The sequence below is a fragment of the Achromobacter sp. EB05 genome (genome assembly GCF_044232075.1).
Taxonomy (GTDB): Bacteria; Pseudomonadota; Gammaproteobacteria; order Burkholderiales; family Burkholderiaceae_B; genus Achromobacter; species Achromobacter dolens.
In genome coordinates this window covers 5,411,169-5,429,012 of record NZ_CP155917.1, presented here as the reverse complement: position 1 = coordinate 5,429,012, position 17,844 = coordinate 5,411,169, and the positions used below count along the sequence as shown (strand labels likewise).

Sequence of the window (17,844 nt, the reverse complement as noted above, 5' to 3'; positions counted from 1 at the left end):
CCCGCGCGCCGAGGCGCGGCGTCTCAGGCGTCCAGGCATGCCGCGACCAGCCATCCCGCCAGGTACAGCCCGACGCCGAACGACGCATGCGCCATCAGGCTGCGCAGCCGCGCCACGCCGGGTTTCGGCATCCGCGAGGCTGCGATGCCGGCGCCCATGCCGGGTTGCAGGATCAGGAACGGCGCCGCGACCGTGGCGATGCCGACGATCAGCGCCGGCGGCAGCGTCGGCCGCGCGGCCCAGGCCGGGCCCCAGAGCGCCAGCAGCAGCAGGGCGAACAGGACGCCGATGGCGTAGTGGGCGATCCAGCCGATGGCGCGTTCGCCCGCGATGGGCGCCGAGCGCGCGATGCCGGGATGGGTCAGGCGGCCGCGCGGCAGGTGGCCGATCCAGCGGCCGACCATGGCGTAGTCCAGCGACGGCGCGTTGAACAGGCGCTTGAGCAGCAGCGCCCACAGATCCATGACGAGGGTGGCGCCGACGCCGATCAGCACGGCGCGAAGCAGGAGGTCAGAAGGCATGCGGGGATTCCGGCAAGATGAAATAACAATCAATAGATTAATTGAATGTTATTCAATAACCTTTCCAGGTGTCAATGTCACGGACGAATGTCGGGGCTTTGCCCGCGCGTAGCGGCAGGGGGGAAGGGCTTTGGTCGCGACCGTCGGGGCGCTGTCCTGGGCGGCCCGGGGCGCGGTTACTCGCCCTTGTTGCCGCTGGCGGCGCGCAGGAAATTCTCTTCCAGCACGTTCAGCACGCGGTTCAGCGTGTCGATGTCGGTGGCCGACAGGCCCTTGAGCGATTCGTCGAAGAAGGCGGCCCGCTTGGGCAGGGCCTCGTCGACCACGGCCTGGCCGGCGGGCGTGAGGCGGGCGTTGGTCAGGCGATTGTCGTGCGCGTCGACCGCGCGCGCGATCCAGCCGAGCTTTTGCATCGCCTGCAACTGGCGGGTGAGCGAGGCGGGATCGAGGCGGCAGCGCTCGGCCAGGTGCTTCTGCGAGCACTGGCCGCATTCATGCAATGCCAGCAGGATGCGCCAGCGCGGCAGCGCGTGGCCGACCCGGCCGCTGAAGGCGCTCTGCATGACGCGGTAGGTCTGGCCCATGTGCTGTATGACCTGCAGGCCCTGTTGTTGTTTGGGCAAAAGCTACTCTCCGACGCTGGCGGGCTCCGGCTTGGAGACGCGCGCCAATTGCACCAGGGGGACGCGCCGCACGCACCACAGCGCCAGCACCGCGACCGCCAGGGCGATGAGTTGCCCCTCGTGGATGGCGCCGACCAGCGCCACCCGCGCGATCTCGATCAGCGACGTTCCATCCTGGCCTTGATGCGCCAATTGTGCCAGGAACTGCGTCTGGGCCTGGGGATTGACCAGCATCTGCGGGTCGTCCAGTTGCGGCAGCCAGCGCGCCGAGGCGCCGCGCAGCGTCGATTCAACGCCGCTGAAATAGCTGTGGTTGACCATGGTGCCGACCACGGCGGTGCCGAGCATGCCGCCGATCATGCGCAGCGATTGCAGCAGCGCGGTGGCGATGCCCAGGTGGCTGCGGCCGGCGGTCTGCTGCGCGAACACGGTCAGGTTGGGCATGATGAAGCCCATGCCGAGGCCGGCCATCAGCATGTAGGCGGCAATCAGGCCGTGCGGCGTGTAGTTGTGGGTGGTGACGATGCCCATACAGGATAGCGCCATCAGGATGAAGCCCGCGTACAGCATGCGGTTGGGGTTGCGGATGCGGGTGATGATGCGGCCGTTGATGATGCTGCCCACGGTGATGAAGACCACCATCGGCGTGATCAGCAGTCCGGCGTCCTGCGGCGACAGGCCGAAGCCGCCCTGCAACAGCAGCGGTGCGTAGAACAGCAGCGAATACATGGTCACGCCCACCAGCAGCGCCAGTATGAACAGCATCGCCAGGCCGCGGTTGCGGAACATGTCGAACGGCAGCAGCGGATGCGGGCAGCGCCGCTCCCACCAGTACAGCAGGCCGAAGGCGGCGGCGCTGCCGGCGCCCAGCAGCACGATGGTGGCGCTCAGGCCTTCCTTGGGCAGCAGTTCCACCAGCAGTTGCAGGCCGCCCAGCGCGGCGGCGATCAGCAGCGCGCCCTGCCAGTCCAGGCGCACCTTGCCGGTGGTGTGATTGCGCAGGTGCGGCAGGTAGCGCGCGACGAACCAGAGGCCGAGGATGCCGATGGGCAGGTTGACGTAGAACACCGAGCGCCAGCCATAGTGCTCGGTCAGCGCGCCGCCCAGCGTCGGCCCGACCGCGTTGGCGATGCCGAAGGCCGAACTGAGCATGACCTGCCAGCGCAGCCGCACGTGCGGGTCCGGGAACAGGTCGGGGATGGAGGCGAAGGCGGTGCCCACCAGCATGCCGCCGCCCACGCCCTGCAGGGCCCGCGCCAGCACCAGCGTGAACATGCTGTCGGCCGCGCCGCACAGCACCGAGGCCAGCGTGAACAGCACGATCGCCGCCACCACGAAGGGCTTGCGGCCATAGTAGTCGCCCAACCGGCCGAAGATCGGCACGGTGATGACCGAGGTCAGCAGGTAGGACGTCGCCACCCACGCGTACAGCTCGAAGCCCTTGAGCTCGGCCACGATGGTGGGCAGCGCGGTGCCCACCACGGTCTGGTCGATGGCCACCATCATCATGACGAAGCACATGCCCAGCATGGCGAGCAGGGTCTGCCGGAAGGGGAGCACCTGGCCGGGCGAATAAGGGGTGCTGGGGGCGGGGGCGGGCATTGTTGGATGGATCAATGATTGATGGGTCAATCATTCTAGCTCTACAATCCGCAAGACAGAAAACCGTCAGTTTTGCGCCCGGCGCGCAGGTGGGCCCGATTTGTTACGATAGCGGTATGTGCACGCTGGTCATGCTGGCGTCTTCAGCAGGTCTTTCCATGGCAGTTCCTCTCCGCTTGGCGTATCGGCCCGTGGCCTGACGCACGCGGCGGCACGCGATCGAAGACGGATAAATCAGGAAGCCTCGCGCCCGGCGCGACGGCATAGCGCCATTCCCGCGCCGGACGCGGCGGATGGCATTCAAGGATTACCAGTCGAGGTACCGACGGGGCGGCAATGAAAACGTGGTTCAAGCGCATTCTGATAGGCCTGGTGGTGTTGGTTGTCGTGGCCGTCGTTGGCCTGGCCATCTTTCTGCTGACGTTCGACCCCAACGCGTACAAGTACAAGCTCGAAGAGCTGGTCCAGGAACGCTATCACCGCACGCTCACGATCGACGGCGAGATCGAGCTGTCGCTGTTCCCGCGCATCGGCCTGTCGGTGCAGGGCGTGTCGCTGTCCGAGGTCAATAGCACCGAGACCTTCGCCTCCATCGAGAGCACCCGCCTGGCGGTGGCCGTGTGGCCGCTGCTGTCCAACAGTTTCGTGGTGGACCATGTCGCCATCAGCGGCTTCAAGGCGCGCCTGGTGCGGGGCAAGGACGGCCAGTTCAATTTCAGCAACCTGGTCGGCGGCACCGCGCCTGTGGTGGCCACGCCCGCCAATCCCGCCGAGGCCCTCGCGGGGGCGGCGCAGACCGCCGCGCAAGCGCTGACCAGCGGCGCGCTGCCGCCGTCGCGCAACAACATGCAGATCGACATCGCCGGCCTCGACCTGAAGGATGGCGAGGTGCTGCTGCAGGATGAGATGTCGGGCATGGCGGTGGCCGTGACCAAGATCAACGCCAATACCGGCCGCGTCACCTTCAACCAGCCGTTCGACGTGCGCCTGACGGCGCGCCTGGAAGGCGGCAACCCGCGCATCGACGCCAACCTGACCGGCCAGGCGTTGCTGACGCTGGACCCGTCCGCCAAGCGCTACGCGGCGCAGAAGCTCGATCTGCGCATGGACGGCAAGCTGCCGGGCGCCGAGGCCAAGAGCCTGGCGATGCGCGGCAACCTGGCGTTCAACGGCCAGAAGTCGGCGCTGGACGTGGCCGGGCTGGAAGTCGTGTTCCAGGGCGACGTCACCGATCCGGCCGCGCGCGCCACCAACGTGGACGCCAGCGTGGCCATGCCCAAGCTGTCGATCGACCCGCACAAGAGCCAGTTGCAGATCGAGAAGCTGGCGGTGCGCGCCAAGGGCGGCGTGGCCGACGGCCCGTTCGAATTCGCCGTGGACGCGCCGGCGCTGAACATTTCGCCGACGCAGGCCACGGGCGAGGCGCTGACCGGCCGCGTGCGCATCAGCGGGCTGGACGCCAGCTTTGGCCTGAACGGCATCAGCGGCAACGCCACCGAACTCGACATCAAGGAAGCCAAGCTCGACAGCACCTCCAAGAAGGGCGAGCGCGTGGTCAAGCTGACCTTCGCCTCGCCGCTGTCGCTGAACCTGCTGCAGCGCCAGGGCAGCCTGGCGGCGCTGCGCGGCGATGTCAACATCACCGACCCGGGCCTGCCCAAGGGCAGCCTGCAGATTCCCGTGATCGGCAGCCTCAATGTCGATCTGACCAAGGACAGGGCCAGCAGCAAGATCAACGCGGTGCTCGAAGGCGGCAAGTTCGACCTGACCGCCGACATCGCCAAGCTGAGCGATGCGCCGCAGGTGAATTTCGCGCTGGCCGTGGATACGCTGGACCTGGACAAGCTGGTGCCGCCGGCGGCCGCGGCCGCGCCGGCCAAGCCGCCCGCCGAGGGCAAGAAGGACGAGAACAAGCCGGTTGCGCCGGCGCCGGCCGCGCCCGCGGATGATTCGATCAACCTGTCGGCGCTGGTCGGCCCGAGCGTGAACGGCACGCTCAAGGTCGGCAAGCTGGTGGTGCGCGGCCTGAAGGCCGATGACGTCGCCGCCGCCGTCAAGCTGGACCGCGGCAAGCTCGATATCTCCAGCCTGACCGCCGGCCTGTACGGCGGCAAGCTGGCCGGCGCGCTGTCGTTGGACGCGGCGCAGGGCAACCAGTTGGCGACCAAGATGTCGCTGGCGGGCATTTCGATCGAACCGCTGCTGGTGGACCTGGCGCAGCGTAACGTGCTGAGCGGCACCGGCAGCCTGGCGCTGGATCTGAAGACCGCCGGGGCCAACGCCTACGCCATGAAGAGCGGCCTGGGCGGCACGCTGCAGGTGCGGCTGCGCGACGGCGCGGTCAAGGGCATCAACCTGACGCAGACGCTGCGCGAGCTGAAGGCCGCGCTCAAGCCCGAGTCGCAGGACGAAACGATGGCGGCCGACACCAGCAAGCAGACCGCGTTCTCGGAAATGGATGCGGACCTGGCCTTCACCAAGGGCGTGGCGAGCGTCAAGCGCCTGAACGTCGTGTCGCCGCTGTTGCGCGTGACGCAGGGCGAGCCGGCCACCATCGACTTCGTCAAGAGCGAGCTGGACCTGGTGGCGCGCGCGCGCGTCGTCAATCCGGCGGCCGACCCGGAAGGCAAGGAATTGATCGACCTGAAGGACGTGACGATTCCGGTGCACGTGCGTGGTCCGTTCGAGAAGCCCACCTACACGCTGCTGTGGAAGGACGCCGTCGCCGGCATCCTCAAGCGCAGCCTGGAAAACAAGCTGCGTGAAGCCGTGACCGGCAAGGGCAAGGGCGGCGCGGCGGTGGACAAGGCCCTGAAGGGCCTGCTGGGCAAATGAGCGCCGCCACCTTCCAGCCCATCGCCCAGTGCGGCGTGACGGCGCAGGCCGAGGCCGCGCCGTATCATCGCCAATGGCTGGTGGCCAACGATTCGGGCCAATGGCTCAACCGCGAGCTGTGCCCGCGGCTGGCCGATGTGGCGGTGGAACTGCGCCTGGGCTACCTGGTGCTGCGCGCGCCGGGCATGCTGCGCATGGATATTCCGCTGGACGTGATCGAGGACGACGACAGCGTGCGCTACAGCATGAAGGTCGGCGAGCAGGTCATCGACGTGGTCGACGAAGGCGAGCTGGCCGCCGCCTGGATCTCGAATTTCGTGCAGGTGCCGTGCCGCATCCTGAAGGTGCATCCGGACACGCCTGTGTCGGTCTGGCCGGACTGAGCCTGGCGCGGGAAATCCGAGGGCGCGCCGCTGCGCGACGCGCTTGTCATCGGCAACGCATGAAGCGGCTGCTTCAGGCCGCCGGCCTGCGTTTGTATTCGAACACGGTGTGGGCCAGCAGGCCCGCCACCAGGCCCCAGAAGGCCGAACCGATACCCCAGAAACTGAAGCCCGAGGCCGTCGCCAGCAGCGTGATGAGCGCGGCTTCGCGCCGTTGCGGGTTGGCCATGGCGGCGGCCATGCCGCCCATGATGGTGCCCAGCAGCGCGAGGCCGGCCAGCGCCGCCAGCAGCGCGGCCGGCAGCGCCTGGAAGAACACCGCCACCGCGCCGGCGACGATGCTCAGCGCGAAATAGCTGACGCCGTAGGTGGCCGCGGCGATGTAGCGCTTGGACGGTTCGGCGTGCGCTTCGGGGCCGGTGCAGATGGCCGCGCTGATCGCGCCCAGCGTGACGCTGTGGGCGCCGAAGGGCGCGGCCAGCAGGCCGAGCAAGCCGGTGGCGGCGACCAGCCGCGAGGCCGGCGGACGGTAGCCGGCGGCCTGCAGGATGGCCAGGCCGGGCAGGTTCTGCGAGGCCATCGCCACCACGAACAGCGGCACGCCCAGGCTGATCGCGGCCTGCATGCTGAAGACGGGCGTGGTCCAGACGAACTCGGTCAGGTGCCAGTCGAGCTGGTCGACCCGCATCAGGCCCAGGCCGGCCGCCATGGCGACCGCCACGGCCATCACCACCAGCACCGCGTAGCGCGGCGCCCAGCGCCGGCACACCAGGTAGGCGGCGCACATGGCCAGCACCAGCGCCGGCTGCTTGCCGACATTGGTGAAGATGCCCATGCCGAAGTTGAGCAGCACGCCGGCCAGCATGGCGGCGGCGACTTCGCCGGGAATGCGGCGCAGGATGGGATCGATCCAGCCGAACAGGCCGCAGGCCAGCGTCAGCGCGGCGGCCAGCACGAAGGCGCCGATGGCTTCGGGGAATGGCACGCCGGCCAGCGCGGTGACCAGCAGGGCCGCGCCGGGCGTGGACCAGGCCATGACGATGGGCAGGCCGGTGCGCAGGCTGTAGGCCGCGCCGCCCAGGCCCAGCACCAGGCTGAGCGAGCCGATCCAGGAGCCGATGCGGGCGGCGTCCAGGCCGGCGGTATGGCCGGCCTGCACCATCAGCACGGCGGTGCCGCCGAAGCTGACCAGCACGGCGACCAGACCGGCAGCGATCGCGGAGGCGGACAGGTCGCGGCGGGCGTTGGGGCGGGTGGCGGGGGGATCGAAGACGGGTTGCGCGGTGTCGCTCATGCGGCACCGGTCAGGCGGCGGTACTTGGCCATCAGTTGTTCCTGGCCTTCATTCCATTGCGGGTGCAGCTCGATGCATTCCACCGGACAGACCACCTTGCATTGCGGCTCGTCGTGATGGCCGACGCATTCCGTGCAGCGGTCAGGGTCGATGACGTAGTAATCCTCGCCCATGGAAATCGCGTCGTTCGGGCACTGGGGCTCGCAGACGTCGCAATTGATGCATTCTTCGGTGATGGTCAGGGCCATGATGAGGGGCTACGGAATCCGGCAGGGATACTGCAATTGTACTGCCGGGCCCGACGGGCGCCCGGCAAGCCCCTGGCGCCGACCTGCCCATCCCGGCGCTTGCCGTCCGCCAAAACGCAGGGAGGGCGCACAAGGCGCCCTCCGGGAGGGTTCGGTGAGGCGGGGAGCGGCAGCGCTCAGCCCGGCCAGGATTGCTCGCGGCGTTCCTTGGCCTTTTCCTGCAGCCAGCGCTCCACCGAGGGGAACACGAACTTGCTGACGTCGCCGCCCAACTGGGCGATTTCGCGCACGATGGTGCCGGAGATGAACTGGTATTGATCCGACGGCGTCATGAATAGCGTTTCGACGTCGGGCAGCAGATGGCGGTTCATGCCGGCCATCTGGAATTCGTATTCGAAGTCGGACACGGCGCGCAGGCCGCGCACGATCACGCGCCCGCCCTGGTCGCGCACGAAGTCCTTGAGCAGGCCGCCGAAGCTCTGCACTTCCACGTTGGGATAGTGCCCCAGCACTTCGCGCGCGATGTCCACGCGCTCGTCGATGCTGAAGAAGGGCTTCTTGTTGCGGCTGTGCGCGATGCCGACGACGACTTTGTCGAAAAGCGTGGCGGCGCGGCGGACCAGGTCTTCGTGGCCTCTGGTCAGCGGGTCGAAAGTGCCGGGGTAAACAGCGATGATCATGCGAGCTCCGTACCGTTATTAGTGGTGTACACCATCCTCCGAAGCTCGGATTATTGATCTATTTGCGCAATGCAGCAAATTCCAGCAGATGGTAGTGGACCGCGCCTGCCTTGTCCTGGCGCAGGATCTCGAAGCCGTCGGGCGCTTCGATGGGGCTTTCGGCCTCGACGTAGACCAATCCGCCCTCGGCCAGGATGCCGGGCAGGATGGGCCACAGGCGCGGCAGCCAGCCCTGTCCGAAGGGGGGATCCAACAGGATGAGGTCAAAGCGGGACGCATCCATTCTTTCGACGACCTGCATCGCATCGCCCACATGGATGCGTATCATGTCGGCTTTGAGCTTGTCGCGCAGTGTCCGCAGCGCGGACGCGGCAGTCTTGTCGCGTTCCACCATCTGCACGTTTGCCACGCCGCGCGAGGCCGCCTCGAAGCCCAGGGCGCCGCTGCCGGCGAACAGATCCAGCACCTGCTTGTCGGCGAATTCGCCGCCCCACAGGTGATTGAGCCAGTTGAACAGCGTTTCCCGCACCCGGTCGGGCGTCGGGCGGAGCGTCTCCACGTCGGGCACGACGATAGGGGTGCGCCGGTATTGGCCCCCGACGATACGAATATACTTGTTACCCATGTTTAGCCGCTTCTTCAAGAAAAAATCCCCTCCGCCCGCCGCGCCGGCCCAGCCCGCGCCGCCGCCGGAGCAGGTGGATGCCGGGATCGCGCCGCAAGCCGAGGCCGAGGTCCCCGCCCAGCCCGTCGAACCCGCCGTTCCGGCGCGCGAATTCGCGCCCGTCGCGACGCCCGAGGTAACCCTGCCGGTGCCGTCCGCCGAGGTGCCCGCGCCGGCGTCGGCCAGCGTGCCGCAACCGTCGCCGGCCGTGGTGCCGCAGCCGCAGGCCTCGGCGCCCGTGGTTGCGCCTGCTGCCACGCCCGCTTCCACACCTGCTTCCGCCGCACCCGCTTCCGTGCCCGTGGCTGCCGCGCCGGCCGTGACGCCCAACGCCGCCGCGCCGGCCGTTGCCCCGCCGCCGGTTGCACCCGCGCCGGTGGTGGCATCGCCGCCCGCCGTCACGCCTCCGGCCCCGGTCGCCGCTGCCCCCGCCGCCATCGCGCCGGCGCCCGCCGCGCCCGAACCGGAAGCCGCGCCCAAGAAGGCGTCCTGGCTGTCGCGGCTCAAGCAGGGCTTGTCGCGCACCGGCCAGAGCATTGGCGGCATCTTCGTCGGCGTCAAGGTCGACGAGAACCTGTTCGAGGAACTCGAATCGGCGCTCATTATGGCCGATGCCGGCCTGGAAGCCACCGAGAAGCTGCTGACCGCGCTGCGCGCGCGGGTCAAGAAAGAGCGCATCGAGGACCCCGCCAAGGTCAAGGCCGCGCTGCGCCAGTTGCTGGCCGATCACCTGCGTCCGCTGGAGCGCGCCTTTGACCTGAAGCGCGCGCAGCCGCTGGTGGTGATGATCGCGGGCGTCAACGGCGCCGGCAAGACCACGTCCATCGGCAAACTGGCGCACACCTTCCAGCGCCAGGGCGCCAGCGTGCTGCTGGCCGCGGGCGACACGTTCCGCGCCGCCGCGCGCGAGCAACTGATCGAATGGGGCAGCCGCAACAACGTCACCGTGATCTCGCAGGATGGCGGCGACCCGGCGGCGGTGGCGTTCGACTCGGTCAACGCCGGCCGCGCGCGCGGCATGGGCGTGGTGATGGTGGACACGGCCGGCCGCCTGCCGACCCAGCTGCACCTGATGGAAGAACTGAAGAAGATCCGCCGCGTCATCGCCAAGGCCGATCCGGCCGCGCCGCACGAGGTGCTGCTGGTGGTGGACGGCAATACCGGCCAGAACGCATTGGCGCAGATCCGCGCGTTCGATGCGGCCATCAACCTGACGGGCCTGGTCGTGACCAAGCTGGACGGCACCGCCAAGGGCGGCACGCTGGCGGCGGTGGCGGCGGGCAGCCAGGGCGTGCGGCCGATCCCGGTGTACTGGATCGGCGTGGGCGAAAGCCTGGAAGACCTGCAGCCGTTCGTGGCCGACGAATTCGCCGGCGCCTTGCTGGCCGACTGATCCGTCCCGCTGATACCGGCACGGGCCTCGCGCCCGGCGCTGAAAACGCCGCGCCCCACGTCTGCTGCATCGCAGGCGTGGGGCGCGGTGTTTGCGGCGGGCGGAAACGCAATCCGCGAAGGATCGCGCCGCCTTATTTCCAGAACGGCTTGCTGCCGGCCAGGTCGTCGAATGCCTGTTGGGCATCCACCGCCAGCTCTTCCAGGCGCGCGCTGATCCAGCCCAGCGCGAACCAGGCCTGCGGATGCGTGGCCGTACACGACTCGTAGTAGTCCTTGGCCACGGCCAGGTCGTTGATCTCGCCCAGGATGTCCTGCACCCGCGACAGCAGCTTGCGGTAGCCGCGCAGCTTGCTCGGGGGCAGCAGCGATTCGGCGAAGGCCAGGCTGTAGCGCAGGCGCTTGCCGCGCTTGCGCAGCTCGTGGCGCGTGGGGATGTCGAGCGTGGCGAACTGGGTGCCCTGGTCGGCCACCTTGCTGTGCCAGCGGTGCAGGCGCCGCGCCAACTGCTTGTGCAGTTGCTGCGGATCGGGCTCGGGCGCCAGCATGGGGATGATGGTGGGCTTGACGCTGGGACCGGCGATGCCGCCTTCCAGGCGGATGGCGGGTTCGGGCGCCGCGTCGCTGGGCATGCCGTTGGCGACGGGCAGGCCATCGCTGGTGGGCTGCGCGGGCGGCACGTCCAAGCTCCATTCCAGCAGTTCCAGCAGCCAGGCCTGGAAGGCCTTGCCGCCGGCGATGGCGCGGGCGTCCTGTTCGGGCGGCGCGGCCTCCATCGGGATGACCGGCATGCCGGCGCGCATCAGCGCGGGCGCCACGGTTTCGTTCAGCACGTCCTGGTCGCGGTTGGCGCCGAAGGCGGCGAAGTGGGCGCGCACGCCCTGCATGATGGCGTCGGGGATCGGCCCGATCCAGCCGTCGAACAGCTTCCAGGCCGAGCGCAGGCGGCGGATGCCGACACGCAACTGGTGCACGTGCTCGGAATTGCCGGCGCGGTACACGCCTTCGGTGTCCACTTCGGCCAGCACGGCCGCGTTGCGGGCAATCTGGTCGAGGCATTCGGCGGCGATGCGGCCCATGGCCTGCGCCGCCGTCATGTCCTCGCGCAGCTTGACGGACGCGGCGCCGCGCGGCGCCCAGAACAGGGCGATGGCCTGGGCGCGGCGGCTGTCGATGTCGTCGCCCGGCACGGCGTCGACATCGGCCAGGCGCTGCGCCAATTGCGCCAGCGCGTCGCCGCGCTCGGACTTGCTGCGCGGGTCCAGCACCAGGTTGTGGCGCTGCTGCCAGCCGCGCGCGACCGCGAAGATGGCGGCGGGGCGGCCCGAGACCAGTTCGAATTCCAGCTCGGAGATCGGCAGCTCCAGCGCGCCGGCGCGCAGGATGCCGGTGTCGTAGGCCAGTTCGACGGTGCCGTAGCGCGTGCGCACCTTGCGCAGCATGCGCTGCACGTCGGTTTCATAGCGCAGGCCGAGTTCGCCCTTGATGGCGGCCAGCGCGGCCTCGACCTCGGTGCCGGCGTAGACCGACAGGTCGAGCACGGGGCCCGGGCGCGGGTGGTTCAGTTCGATGCGGGTGATGGCGTTGATGCCGGGCATCTTCAGCGTCTGCACCCAGTCGCGGCCTTCCTGGCGCAGGCGGATGGCGATGCGCGCGCGGGCCAGTTCACGCTCGGGCGTGTCGAAATACATCGCATGCAGGCGGATGCGCGTCGCCTCGCGTTGCTTGATCTCTCGCAGCACGGCCTGGCGCGAAGCCGTGGGCACGTGCAGTTTCAGTTCCTGTTCCGACATGGCGGCGGGTGTCCAACGGCAAAAGCCGAGATCTTAATCAAACGGGATGGGCGGTTTGATGACCGGTCATATTTATTTCACAAACGCTCACACGGAGCATAGACGCGGTTGCGGTGCATCAACAATCATCCTCGCGGCAGGCGCCGCACATTTTCCGCTTTGATTGCGTCCGCTCAATGACCCGGGCAGGCAGAGACGCGACCGGGGTGGGCTTTCAAATTGTAAATTCCCGGGCGGGGCATGCCTCGGCGGGCCGGACGCGCGCGGGGCGGCAGGCTGCCCCGCGCGAGACGGCCAAAAAAAACCGCCCGTTGCCGGGCGGCGCAAAGGAACGTCGGTTGCGGACGCGTCAGAGGATGCGCTTGCGCGCCTGGGTGATGAGGATCTCGGCCAGCACCACCACCACGAAAATGGCGGCCAGCACCAGCGCGACGCGGTCCCACTGGAACAGGTTGAGGGCGGTGTCCAGCGCCATGCCGATGCCGCCGGCGCCCACCAGGCCGAGCACGGCCGATTCGCGCACGTTGATGTCCCAGCGCAGCAGCACGATGGACCAGAACGCCGGGCGGATCTGCGGCCAGTAGGCGTACCAGATCACCGAGGCTTTGCTGGCGCCGGTGGCGGTGACGGCCTCGATCGGGCCGCGCTGCGCTTCCTCGATCGCTTCGCCCACCAGCTTGCCGACGAAGCCGATGGAACGGAACGCGATGGCCAGCGTGCCGGCCAGCGCGCCGGGGCCGAAGATGGCGATGAACAGCAGCGCCCAGACCAGCGAGTTGACCGAGCGGCTCGACACCAGGACCAGGCGCGCGAGCATGTTGATGGTCTTGCTGGGCGTGAGGTTGTTGGCCGCCAAGAGGCCCACCGGCACCGCCATGATGACCGACAGGATGGTGCCGAGCGTGGCGATGTGCAGGGTCTCGATCAGCGCGTCGTGCACGCCGCCGCGATAGTGGGCCCAGTCCACCGGCCACATGCGCTGGAACAGGTCGGCCATCTGTTCCGGCGCGTCGTACAGGAACTCCGGAATGATCTCGACGCCGCGGATGGCCTGCACGATGGCAGCCACCAGCAGCAGGTAGAGGGCGAAGCGCAGCAGCCGCTGGCCCAGGCTGTAGCGGTGCCAGACGCGCGGCGCGTTGGCGGCGGGCAGGGTGGGGGCGTGCGTGTTCATTGATCCGCCTCCGCCTTGCGCGCGGCCTGGTAGGCTGCCTTCGAGGCGCTCGAACCGATGCCGCGCGCGCCGGCGAAGCGGCCCCGCAGGATACGGTCGAAGCCCAGGTTGTCCAGGAACACGGCGCGCACGAAGCCCGCCAGGATCTCGCCCAGCATGATGATGGCGATGAGCGTCAGCAGGATGGCGCTGACGAAGTCGTAGTCAAAGCGCTGGAAGGCCGAGAACAGCGTGCCGCCCACGCCGCCGGCGCCGACGATGCCGACCATGGTGGAGTTGCGCAGGTTCGAGTCGAACTGGTAGGTGGCAAAGCCGATGAAGCGCGCGAACACCTGTGGCAGCACGCCGAAGGCGAGCACGTTGGCGAACGAGGCGCCGGTGGCGCGCACCGCTTCGACCTGCTTGAGCGAGATTTCCTCGATGGCCTCGGTGAACAGCTTGCCGATGAAGCCGATCGAGGCCACCGTCAGCGCCAGGATGCCGGCCAGCGCGCCAAAGCCCACGGCCTTGACGAACAGGATGGCGACGATCACCGGGTGCAGCGCGCGGCACAGCGCCACGATCGAGCGCGCCGGCCACGAGACCCACGCCGGCATCAGGTTGCGCGCGCCCAGCAGGCCCACGGGCAGCGCGAACAGGATGCCCAGCACCGAGGCCAGCACGGCGATCTCCAGGCTTTCGGCGATGCCCTTCCACAGCGTGGCGGGCTTCTCGAAATTGGGCGGGAACATGCGCGCCAGGAAGGTCGAGGCGTGGCCCATGCCGCTTTCGAAGCGGGCCCAGCTGAAGTCCAGCTGCGCGGCCGCGTAGACCGTGTACAGCACCAGCAGCAGCACGCCGGCCTTGGCGCGGCCGGACAGCGCGAAGGGACGCGGGTGGGACGAACGCGGAGTCATTACGCCAGCCAAGACTCGCCTCCGTAGATGGTCTTGAGCATGGCGGCGTCCAGGCCTTGGCCATTGCCGTCATAGACCACGTGGCCGCCGGACATGCCGACGATGCGGCCGGCGTAGCGCCGCGCCAGTTCGACGTCATGGATGTTGACGATCACGGGGATGCCGCTGGCGTCGCCCTGCGCCGCCAGCAGCTCCATGATTTCGACCGAGGTCTTGGGGTCGAGCGACGAGGTCGGCTCATCGGCCAGCAGCAACTGCGGGCGCTGCATCAGGGCGCGGGCGATGCCCACGCGCTGGCGCTGGCCGCCCGACAGGGCGTCGGCGCGCTGGTCGGCAAAGCCCGCCAGGCCCACGGTATCGAGCAGTTGGTAGGCGTGCTCGATGTCCTCGGCCTCGAAGCGGCGGGTCCAGGCCTTGAAGGCGCCGGTGTAGCCCAGCCGTCCGGTCAGCAGGTTTTCCATCACGGTCAGGCGTTCGACCAGGTTGTATTCCTGGAACACCATGCCGATGCGCCGGCGCGCGCGCCGCAGCGACGCGCCACGCACCCGGGCCAGGTCGACCGCGCCATCGCCGGACTCCAGCACGATCTCGCCGCGGGTCGGCTCGATCAGCCGGTTGATGCAGCGCAGGAGCGTGCTCTTGCCCGTGCCGGAGGGGCCGATGATGGCGGTCAGGCCGCGTCCCGCGATCTGCAGGTCGATGCCGTTCAGTACCGGCCGGCCGGCCCGGTATTCCTTGACCAGGCCGGAAATGCGTAGCGACGTCGTCATGCTGATTACTTCTTGCTCTTGGCGGATTCGCGGTCGTAGGCGGCGCGGTTGAAGCTTTCGCCGCCGGATTCGGCGACCTGGCGCACGATGGCCCAGTCCTTCTGGTAGGTCACCGGGTAGAAGCGGTCGGCGCCGTCGAAGGCCTTGGACATCTCGGCCGGGAAGCGGTAGTCGTAGAAGCACTTGAGCATCTGGTCGCGGAACTTCGGCTCCAGGTCGTGCGCGTAGGCAAACGACGAGGTGGGGAATTTCTCGCTCTTGTAGATGACGCGGAAGTCGGCTTCCTTGACCTGGCCGCGCTCGATCATGCGCTTGAACACGTCCGAGGCCACGGCGGCGGCGTCGTAGTCGCCCGAGTTCACGCCCATGACGGACTGGTCGTGCTTGCCCGAGAACACCACCTTGTAGTCCTTGTCGGGCGTCAGGCCTTCCTTGGGGAACAGCGCCACGGGCGCCATGTGGCCGGAGTTCGACGACGGCGCGGTGTGCGCCAGCTTCTTGCCCTTGAGGTCGGTGAGCTTCTGGTACGGGCTGTCCTTCTTGACGATGACGATCAGGTTGTAGCCCTGGAAGCCATCGGCGTAGCCCTTGACGGCAAACGGCACCGCGCCGGCGATGTTCACGGCGAAGGCGGTGGGGCCGGTGGAGAAGCCGCCCACGTGCAGGCGGCCCGAGCGCATGGCCTCGATTTCGGCGGCGTTGCTCTGCACCTGGTAGAACACCACGCGCTTGCCGGTGCATTCGGACAGGTGCTTGGTGAACGGCTTGAAGATGTCTTCATACACCGCCGGGTCTTCCACCGGGGTGTAGGTGAACACCAGCGTCGACGGCGTCTTGAGCTTGGCCGGATCGGTGGGCGTGTCGGCCACCAGGTCCTTGTTGGCGTCGCAGTAGTTCTGGTCCAGGTCGCCCCGGTTCGGGCAGGTGTCTGCGGCGTGGGCGGTGGACGCCCCGAACGTTCCGAACACGAGCGCGGCCAGCGAGGCCGCTTGCAGGTGACGCAATGCGCGCATCGTATGTCTCCTCTTATAGGTCTGAATATGACTAGTAACTGAATTCAAACATACAAGCGCCAGGGGCACACTCGGGAAAGTCCCTGTGTTTCTTTTCGGGTTTTGTTCGTTTTGTTCGCTTTGAGTTCGCTTTTGCGCGAACGGCGCGGCGGCCACGCGAGCGGATCGGGGGATCCGTCGCGCGGCTTGCGGGTCAGGCGGGAGGAGGGAAGGTCAGGCGCGGTAGCCCAGCTTGCGCGAGATCTCGTGCGCGCAGGCCAGCAACGGACGGGCGATGGCGCCGTCCCAGGACACGTCGAACAGGCCGGTGGGGCCCAGGCTGGTCAGCGCCAGCACGATGTTGCCGGTGTTGTCGAACACCGGCACCGACAGGGCGTCGACGCCCGGCAGCGGGTTGCCCAGGGCGCGGGCCATGCCGTGCACACGGATGTCCGCCAGTTGCGCTTCGATGTTGGCGCGGCTGGCCTTGCGCGGCGGCGGCACGCTGGCGATGACGGCGGTGTCGCCTTCCTCGCGGGCGATGTAGTGCTCGCTGACCTTGGGCGGCAGCCAGGCCGCGAACACCAGGCCAGTGGCGGTGTGCAGCATCGACATCACGGTGCCCTTGCGCATGTTCACGTGCACCGGGTAGCTGGCCTCGGTCATGTGGATCATGGTGGGGCCGTGCGAGCCCAGCACCGCGATCCCCAGCGTGTGGCCGATCTCGGATTGCAGTTTGGCGATCTCGGGCATGGCGATGCGCACCGGATCCAGCCGCTGCAGGCTGACCAGGCCCATCTGCAGCGCGAACGGCCCCAGTTCGTACTGGCCGGTGATGCTGTCCTGCTGCACCAGGCCGACGCGGATGAAGCTCACCAGGTAGGGGTGGGCCTTGGCCGAGGTCATGCCGGCGCCGGCGGCCAGATCGCGCAGGGTCAGCGGCTTGGCGGCGTCGACCAGAGCGGCCAGCAGCGGCACGCCCACTTCGATGGACTGGATGCTGCGGCGGCCGTCATTGGCGGCGGGGGCGGCGGGTTTGGGGGTGGCCACGGTGGGTGCCTCAGGCGGTGACGGCGCGGGCGGCCAGCAGGCGGTCGGCCATCTCGGTGAAGCCGGCGCCGCCGTGGAACGCGGCCACGTAGGCGGGGCGGTGCGTCAGGCGGTGCAGTTGCGACTGGATGTTGGCCACGCCGACCGAGATGGGGAAGTAGGCGAACATCGGTTCGTCGTTGGGCGAGTCGCCGATGAACAGGGTGCTGTCGAGCGCGCTGGCCACGTCGATGCCGAATTCGCGCTGGAACAGGGTGCGCGTCATGGTCAGCTTGTCGTAGTCGCCGAACCAGCCGTTGACGTGGATCGAGCTGACCTTGGCCTGGGCGCCGGCGTCTTCGAAGATGCGCACGATGCGGCCGATGTCGGCCTCGGGCAGGGGCGGCACGTCCTCGCAGAAGTCGATGGCCAGGTCGGCCACGCGGTAGTCCTGGTCGCTGGCCACGGCGGCGCCGGGCACCTCGGCCAGCACCCGGTCGCGGATCGCGTCGAGCTTTTTGCGGCTGGCCTGGCGCGAGGCCGCGTCGGTCCAGTAGTGCGTGACCATGCGGCGCGCCTGGCGGTCGTAGGCGTAGTAGAACGCGCCGTTCTCGCCGACCACCGCGCGCACCGGCCACATGCGGGCGATGTGGTCGCACCAGCCGGCCGGGCGGCCGGTGATCGGCACCACCTGGATGCCGGCCTGTTCCAGGCGTTCCAGGGCGGCGTAGGCGTCGGCGGGCAGCCGGCCTTCGGTGGTCAGGGTGTCGTCGATGTCGGTGAGCACGACGCGGATCCCCGCCGCGACGGTCAAAGGCATGGCCGCAAGGGCTTGCATGGCGTTTTTCCTTGGTTTTATGGGGTGTTCTCCGGCCGAAAGTTTAACCGGATGGCCCTGTTTGGGCGGGGGCGGCGCGGGCCGGTAGGGGATATGGCGCCGGGGGCGGT

At 68.5% G+C, this 17,844-nt stretch carries 17 protein-coding genes; 3 read left to right on the top strand and 14 right to left on the bottom strand.

The features are described from left to right. Nucleotides 1–23 precede the first annotated feature (23 nt). The 3 genes from AAID08_RS24860 to AAID08_RS24850 form a co-directional block, all read right to left on the bottom strand. Nucleotides 24–521: a DUF2938 domain-containing protein gene (locus AAID08_RS24860; RefSeq protein ID WP_395757028.1), complete on the bottom strand. Its 498-nt coding sequence runs from the start codon at nucleotides 519–521 to the stop codon at nucleotides 24–26. 176 nt (nucleotides 522–697) lie between these two features. Then, nucleotides 698–1,144 (bottom strand): MarR family winged helix-turn-helix transcriptional regulator, encoded by a 447-nt coding sequence (locus tag AAID08_RS24855; RefSeq protein ID WP_395757027.1) that lies wholly within the window; start codon nucleotides 1,142–1,144, stop codon nucleotides 698–700. A 3-nt stretch (nucleotides 1,145–1,147) separates the two neighbouring features. Beyond that, nucleotides 1,148–2,746, bottom strand: a complete 1,599-nt coding sequence (locus tag AAID08_RS24850; protein ID WP_054500706.1) for an MDR family MFS transporter — start codon at nucleotides 2,744–2,746, stop codon at nucleotides 1,148–1,150. Between the two features lie 336 nt (nucleotides 2,747–3,082). On the opposite strand from AAID08_RS24850, the gene AAID08_RS24845 reads away from it, so the two are divergent. Next, the gene (locus tag AAID08_RS24845; RefSeq protein ID WP_395757026.1) at nucleotides 3,083–5,581 is read left to right on the top strand and encodes an AsmA family protein; all 2,499 of its coding nucleotides are present in this window, start codon (nucleotides 3,083–3,085) and stop codon (nucleotides 5,579–5,581) included. Further along, nucleotides 5,578–5,964, top strand: a complete 387-nt coding sequence (locus tag AAID08_RS24840; RefSeq protein WP_054500708.1) for an MOSC N-terminal beta barrel domain-containing protein — start codon at nucleotides 5,578–5,580, stop codon at nucleotides 5,962–5,964. The genes AAID08_RS24845 and AAID08_RS24840 overlap by 4 nt, the downstream gene beginning before the upstream one ends. A 73-nt stretch (nucleotides 5,965–6,037) precedes the next feature. On the opposite strand, the gene AAID08_RS24835 is transcribed toward AAID08_RS24840, so the two are convergent. The 4 genes from AAID08_RS24835 to rsmD form a co-directional block, all read right to left on the bottom strand. After that, a complete protein-coding gene (locus AAID08_RS24835) occupies nucleotides 6,038–7,258 on the bottom strand; it encodes a benzoate/H(+) symporter BenE family transporter (protein WP_395757025.1) in 1,221 nt (406 codons plus the stop codon). After that, nucleotides 7,255–7,506 carry a YfhL family 4Fe-4S dicluster ferredoxin gene (locus AAID08_RS24830; RefSeq protein ID WP_006391351.1) on the bottom strand — a complete coding sequence of 84 codons (252 nt, stop codon included), beginning with the start codon at nucleotides 7,504–7,506 and terminating at the stop codon, nucleotides 7,255–7,257. The genes AAID08_RS24835 and AAID08_RS24830 overlap by 4 nt, the downstream gene beginning before the upstream one ends. Nucleotides 7,507–7,682: 176 nt before the next feature. Next, nucleotides 7,683–8,186: a pantetheine-phosphate adenylyltransferase gene (coaD, locus tag AAID08_RS24825; RefSeq protein WP_006385942.1), complete on the bottom strand. Its 504-nt coding sequence runs from the start codon at nucleotides 8,184–8,186 to the stop codon at nucleotides 7,683–7,685. Between the two features lie 58 nt (nucleotides 8,187–8,244). Beyond that, nucleotides 8,245–8,811: a 16S rRNA (guanine(966)-N(2))-methyltransferase RsmD gene (gene rsmD, locus AAID08_RS24820; protein ID WP_395757024.1), complete on the bottom strand. Its 567-nt coding sequence runs from the start codon at nucleotides 8,809–8,811 to the stop codon at nucleotides 8,245–8,247. 358 nt (nucleotides 8,812–9,169) lie between these two features. Here rsmD and ftsY point away from each other — a divergent pair, with 358 nt between their 5' ends. Further along, nucleotides 9,170–10,243 carry a signal recognition particle-docking protein FtsY gene (gene ftsY, locus AAID08_RS24815; protein WP_144655718.1) on the top strand — a complete coding sequence of 358 codons (1,074 nt, stop codon included), beginning with the start codon at nucleotides 9,170–9,172 and terminating at the stop codon, nucleotides 10,241–10,243. A gap of 133 nt (nucleotides 10,244–10,376) precedes the next feature. On the opposite strand, the gene AAID08_RS24810 is transcribed toward ftsY, so the two are convergent. The 7 genes from AAID08_RS24810 to AAID08_RS24780 form a co-directional block, all read right to left on the bottom strand. Beyond that, on the bottom strand, nucleotides 10,377–12,035 hold the full coding sequence (locus AAID08_RS24810; RefSeq protein ID WP_395757023.1) for a CHAD domain-containing protein: 1,659 nt from the start codon (nucleotides 12,033–12,035) through the stop codon (nucleotides 10,377–10,379). A gap of 349 nt (nucleotides 12,036–12,384) precedes the next feature. Further along, a complete protein-coding gene (phnE, locus tag AAID08_RS24805) occupies nucleotides 12,385–13,209 on the bottom strand; it encodes a phosphonate ABC transporter, permease protein PhnE (protein WP_054415075.1) in 825 nt (274 codons plus the stop codon). After that, nucleotides 13,206–14,105, bottom strand: coding sequence for a phosphonate ABC transporter, permease protein PhnE (phnE, locus tag AAID08_RS24800; RefSeq protein ID WP_175146857.1), 900 nt, complete (start codon nucleotides 14,103–14,105; stop codon nucleotides 13,206–13,208). Before phnE (AAID08_RS24800) ends, phnE (AAID08_RS24805) begins: the two co-directional genes overlap by 4 nt. Further along, the gene (gene phnC, locus AAID08_RS24795) at nucleotides 14,105–14,875 is read right to left on the bottom strand and encodes a phosphonate ABC transporter ATP-binding protein (protein ID WP_049076126.1); all 771 of its coding nucleotides are present in this window, start codon (nucleotides 14,873–14,875) and stop codon (nucleotides 14,105–14,107) included. The genes phnE (AAID08_RS24800) and phnC overlap by 1 nt, the downstream gene beginning before the upstream one ends. A 5-nt stretch (nucleotides 14,876–14,880) precedes the next feature. Then, the gene (gene phnD / locus AAID08_RS24790) at nucleotides 14,881–15,888 is read right to left on the bottom strand and encodes a phosphate/phosphite/phosphonate ABC transporter substrate-binding protein (protein ID WP_049076124.1); all 1,008 of its coding nucleotides are present in this window, start codon (nucleotides 15,886–15,888) and stop codon (nucleotides 14,881–14,883) included. Between the two features lie 213 nt (nucleotides 15,889–16,101). After that, nucleotides 16,102–16,917 (bottom strand): IclR family transcriptional regulator, encoded by an 816-nt coding sequence (locus AAID08_RS24785; RefSeq protein WP_049076122.1) that lies wholly within the window; start codon nucleotides 16,915–16,917, stop codon nucleotides 16,102–16,104. Between the two features lie 10 nt (nucleotides 16,918–16,927). Beyond that, nucleotides 16,928–17,734 (bottom strand): HAD-IIB family hydrolase, encoded by an 807-nt coding sequence (locus AAID08_RS24780; RefSeq protein WP_395757022.1) that lies wholly within the window; start codon nucleotides 17,732–17,734, stop codon nucleotides 16,928–16,930. Nucleotides 17,735–17,844: the final 110 nt, after the last annotated feature.

Coding starts and splice junctions, on each gene's coding strand:
- AAID08_RS24845 (WP_395757026.1), top strand. CDS start 3,083: ATGAAAACGTGGTTCAAGCGCATTCTGATAGGCCTGGTGGTGTTGGTT.
- phnE (WP_054415075.1), bottom strand. CDS start 13,209: ATGAACACGCACGCCCCCACCCTGCCCGCCGCCAACGCGCCGCGCGTC.
- phnC (WP_049076126.1), bottom strand. CDS start 14,875: ATGACGACGTCGCTACGCATTTCCGGCCTGGTCAAGGAATACCGGGCC.
- AAID08_RS24780 (WP_395757022.1), bottom strand. CDS start 17,734: ATGCAAGCCCTTGCGGCCATGCCTTTGACCGTCGCGGCGGGGATCCGC.
- coaD (WP_006385942.1), bottom strand. CDS start 8,186: ATGATCATCGCTGTTTACCCCGGCACTTTCGACCCGCTGACCAGAGGC.
- AAID08_RS24810 (WP_395757023.1), bottom strand. CDS start 12,035: ATGTCGGAACAGGAACTGAAACTGCACGTGCCCACGGCTTCGCGCCAG.
- phnD (WP_049076124.1), bottom strand. CDS start 15,888: ATGCGCGCATTGCGTCACCTGCAAGCGGCCTCGCTGGCCGCGCTCGTG.
- AAID08_RS24850 (WP_054500706.1), bottom strand. CDS start 2,746: ATGCCCGCCCCCGCCCCCAGCACCCCTTATTCGCCCGGCCAGGTGCTC.
- AAID08_RS24840 (WP_054500708.1), top strand. CDS start 5,578: ATGAGCGCCGCCACCTTCCAGCCCATCGCCCAGTGCGGCGTGACGGCG.
- rsmD (WP_395757024.1), bottom strand. CDS start 8,811: ATGGGTAACAAGTATATTCGTATCGTCGGGGGCCAATACCGGCGCACC.
- AAID08_RS24860 (WP_395757028.1), bottom strand. CDS start 521: ATGCCTTCTGACCTCCTGCTTCGCGCCGTGCTGATCGGCGTCGGCGCC.
- phnE (WP_175146857.1), bottom strand. CDS start 14,105: ATGACTCCGCGTTCGTCCCACCCGCGTCCCTTCGCGCTGTCCGGCCGC.
- AAID08_RS24830 (WP_006391351.1), bottom strand. CDS start 7,506: ATGGCCCTGACCATCACCGAAGAATGCATCAATTGCGACGTCTGCGAG.
- AAID08_RS24835 (WP_395757025.1), bottom strand. CDS start 7,258: ATGAGCGACACCGCGCAACCCGTCTTCGATCCCCCCGCCACCCGCCCC.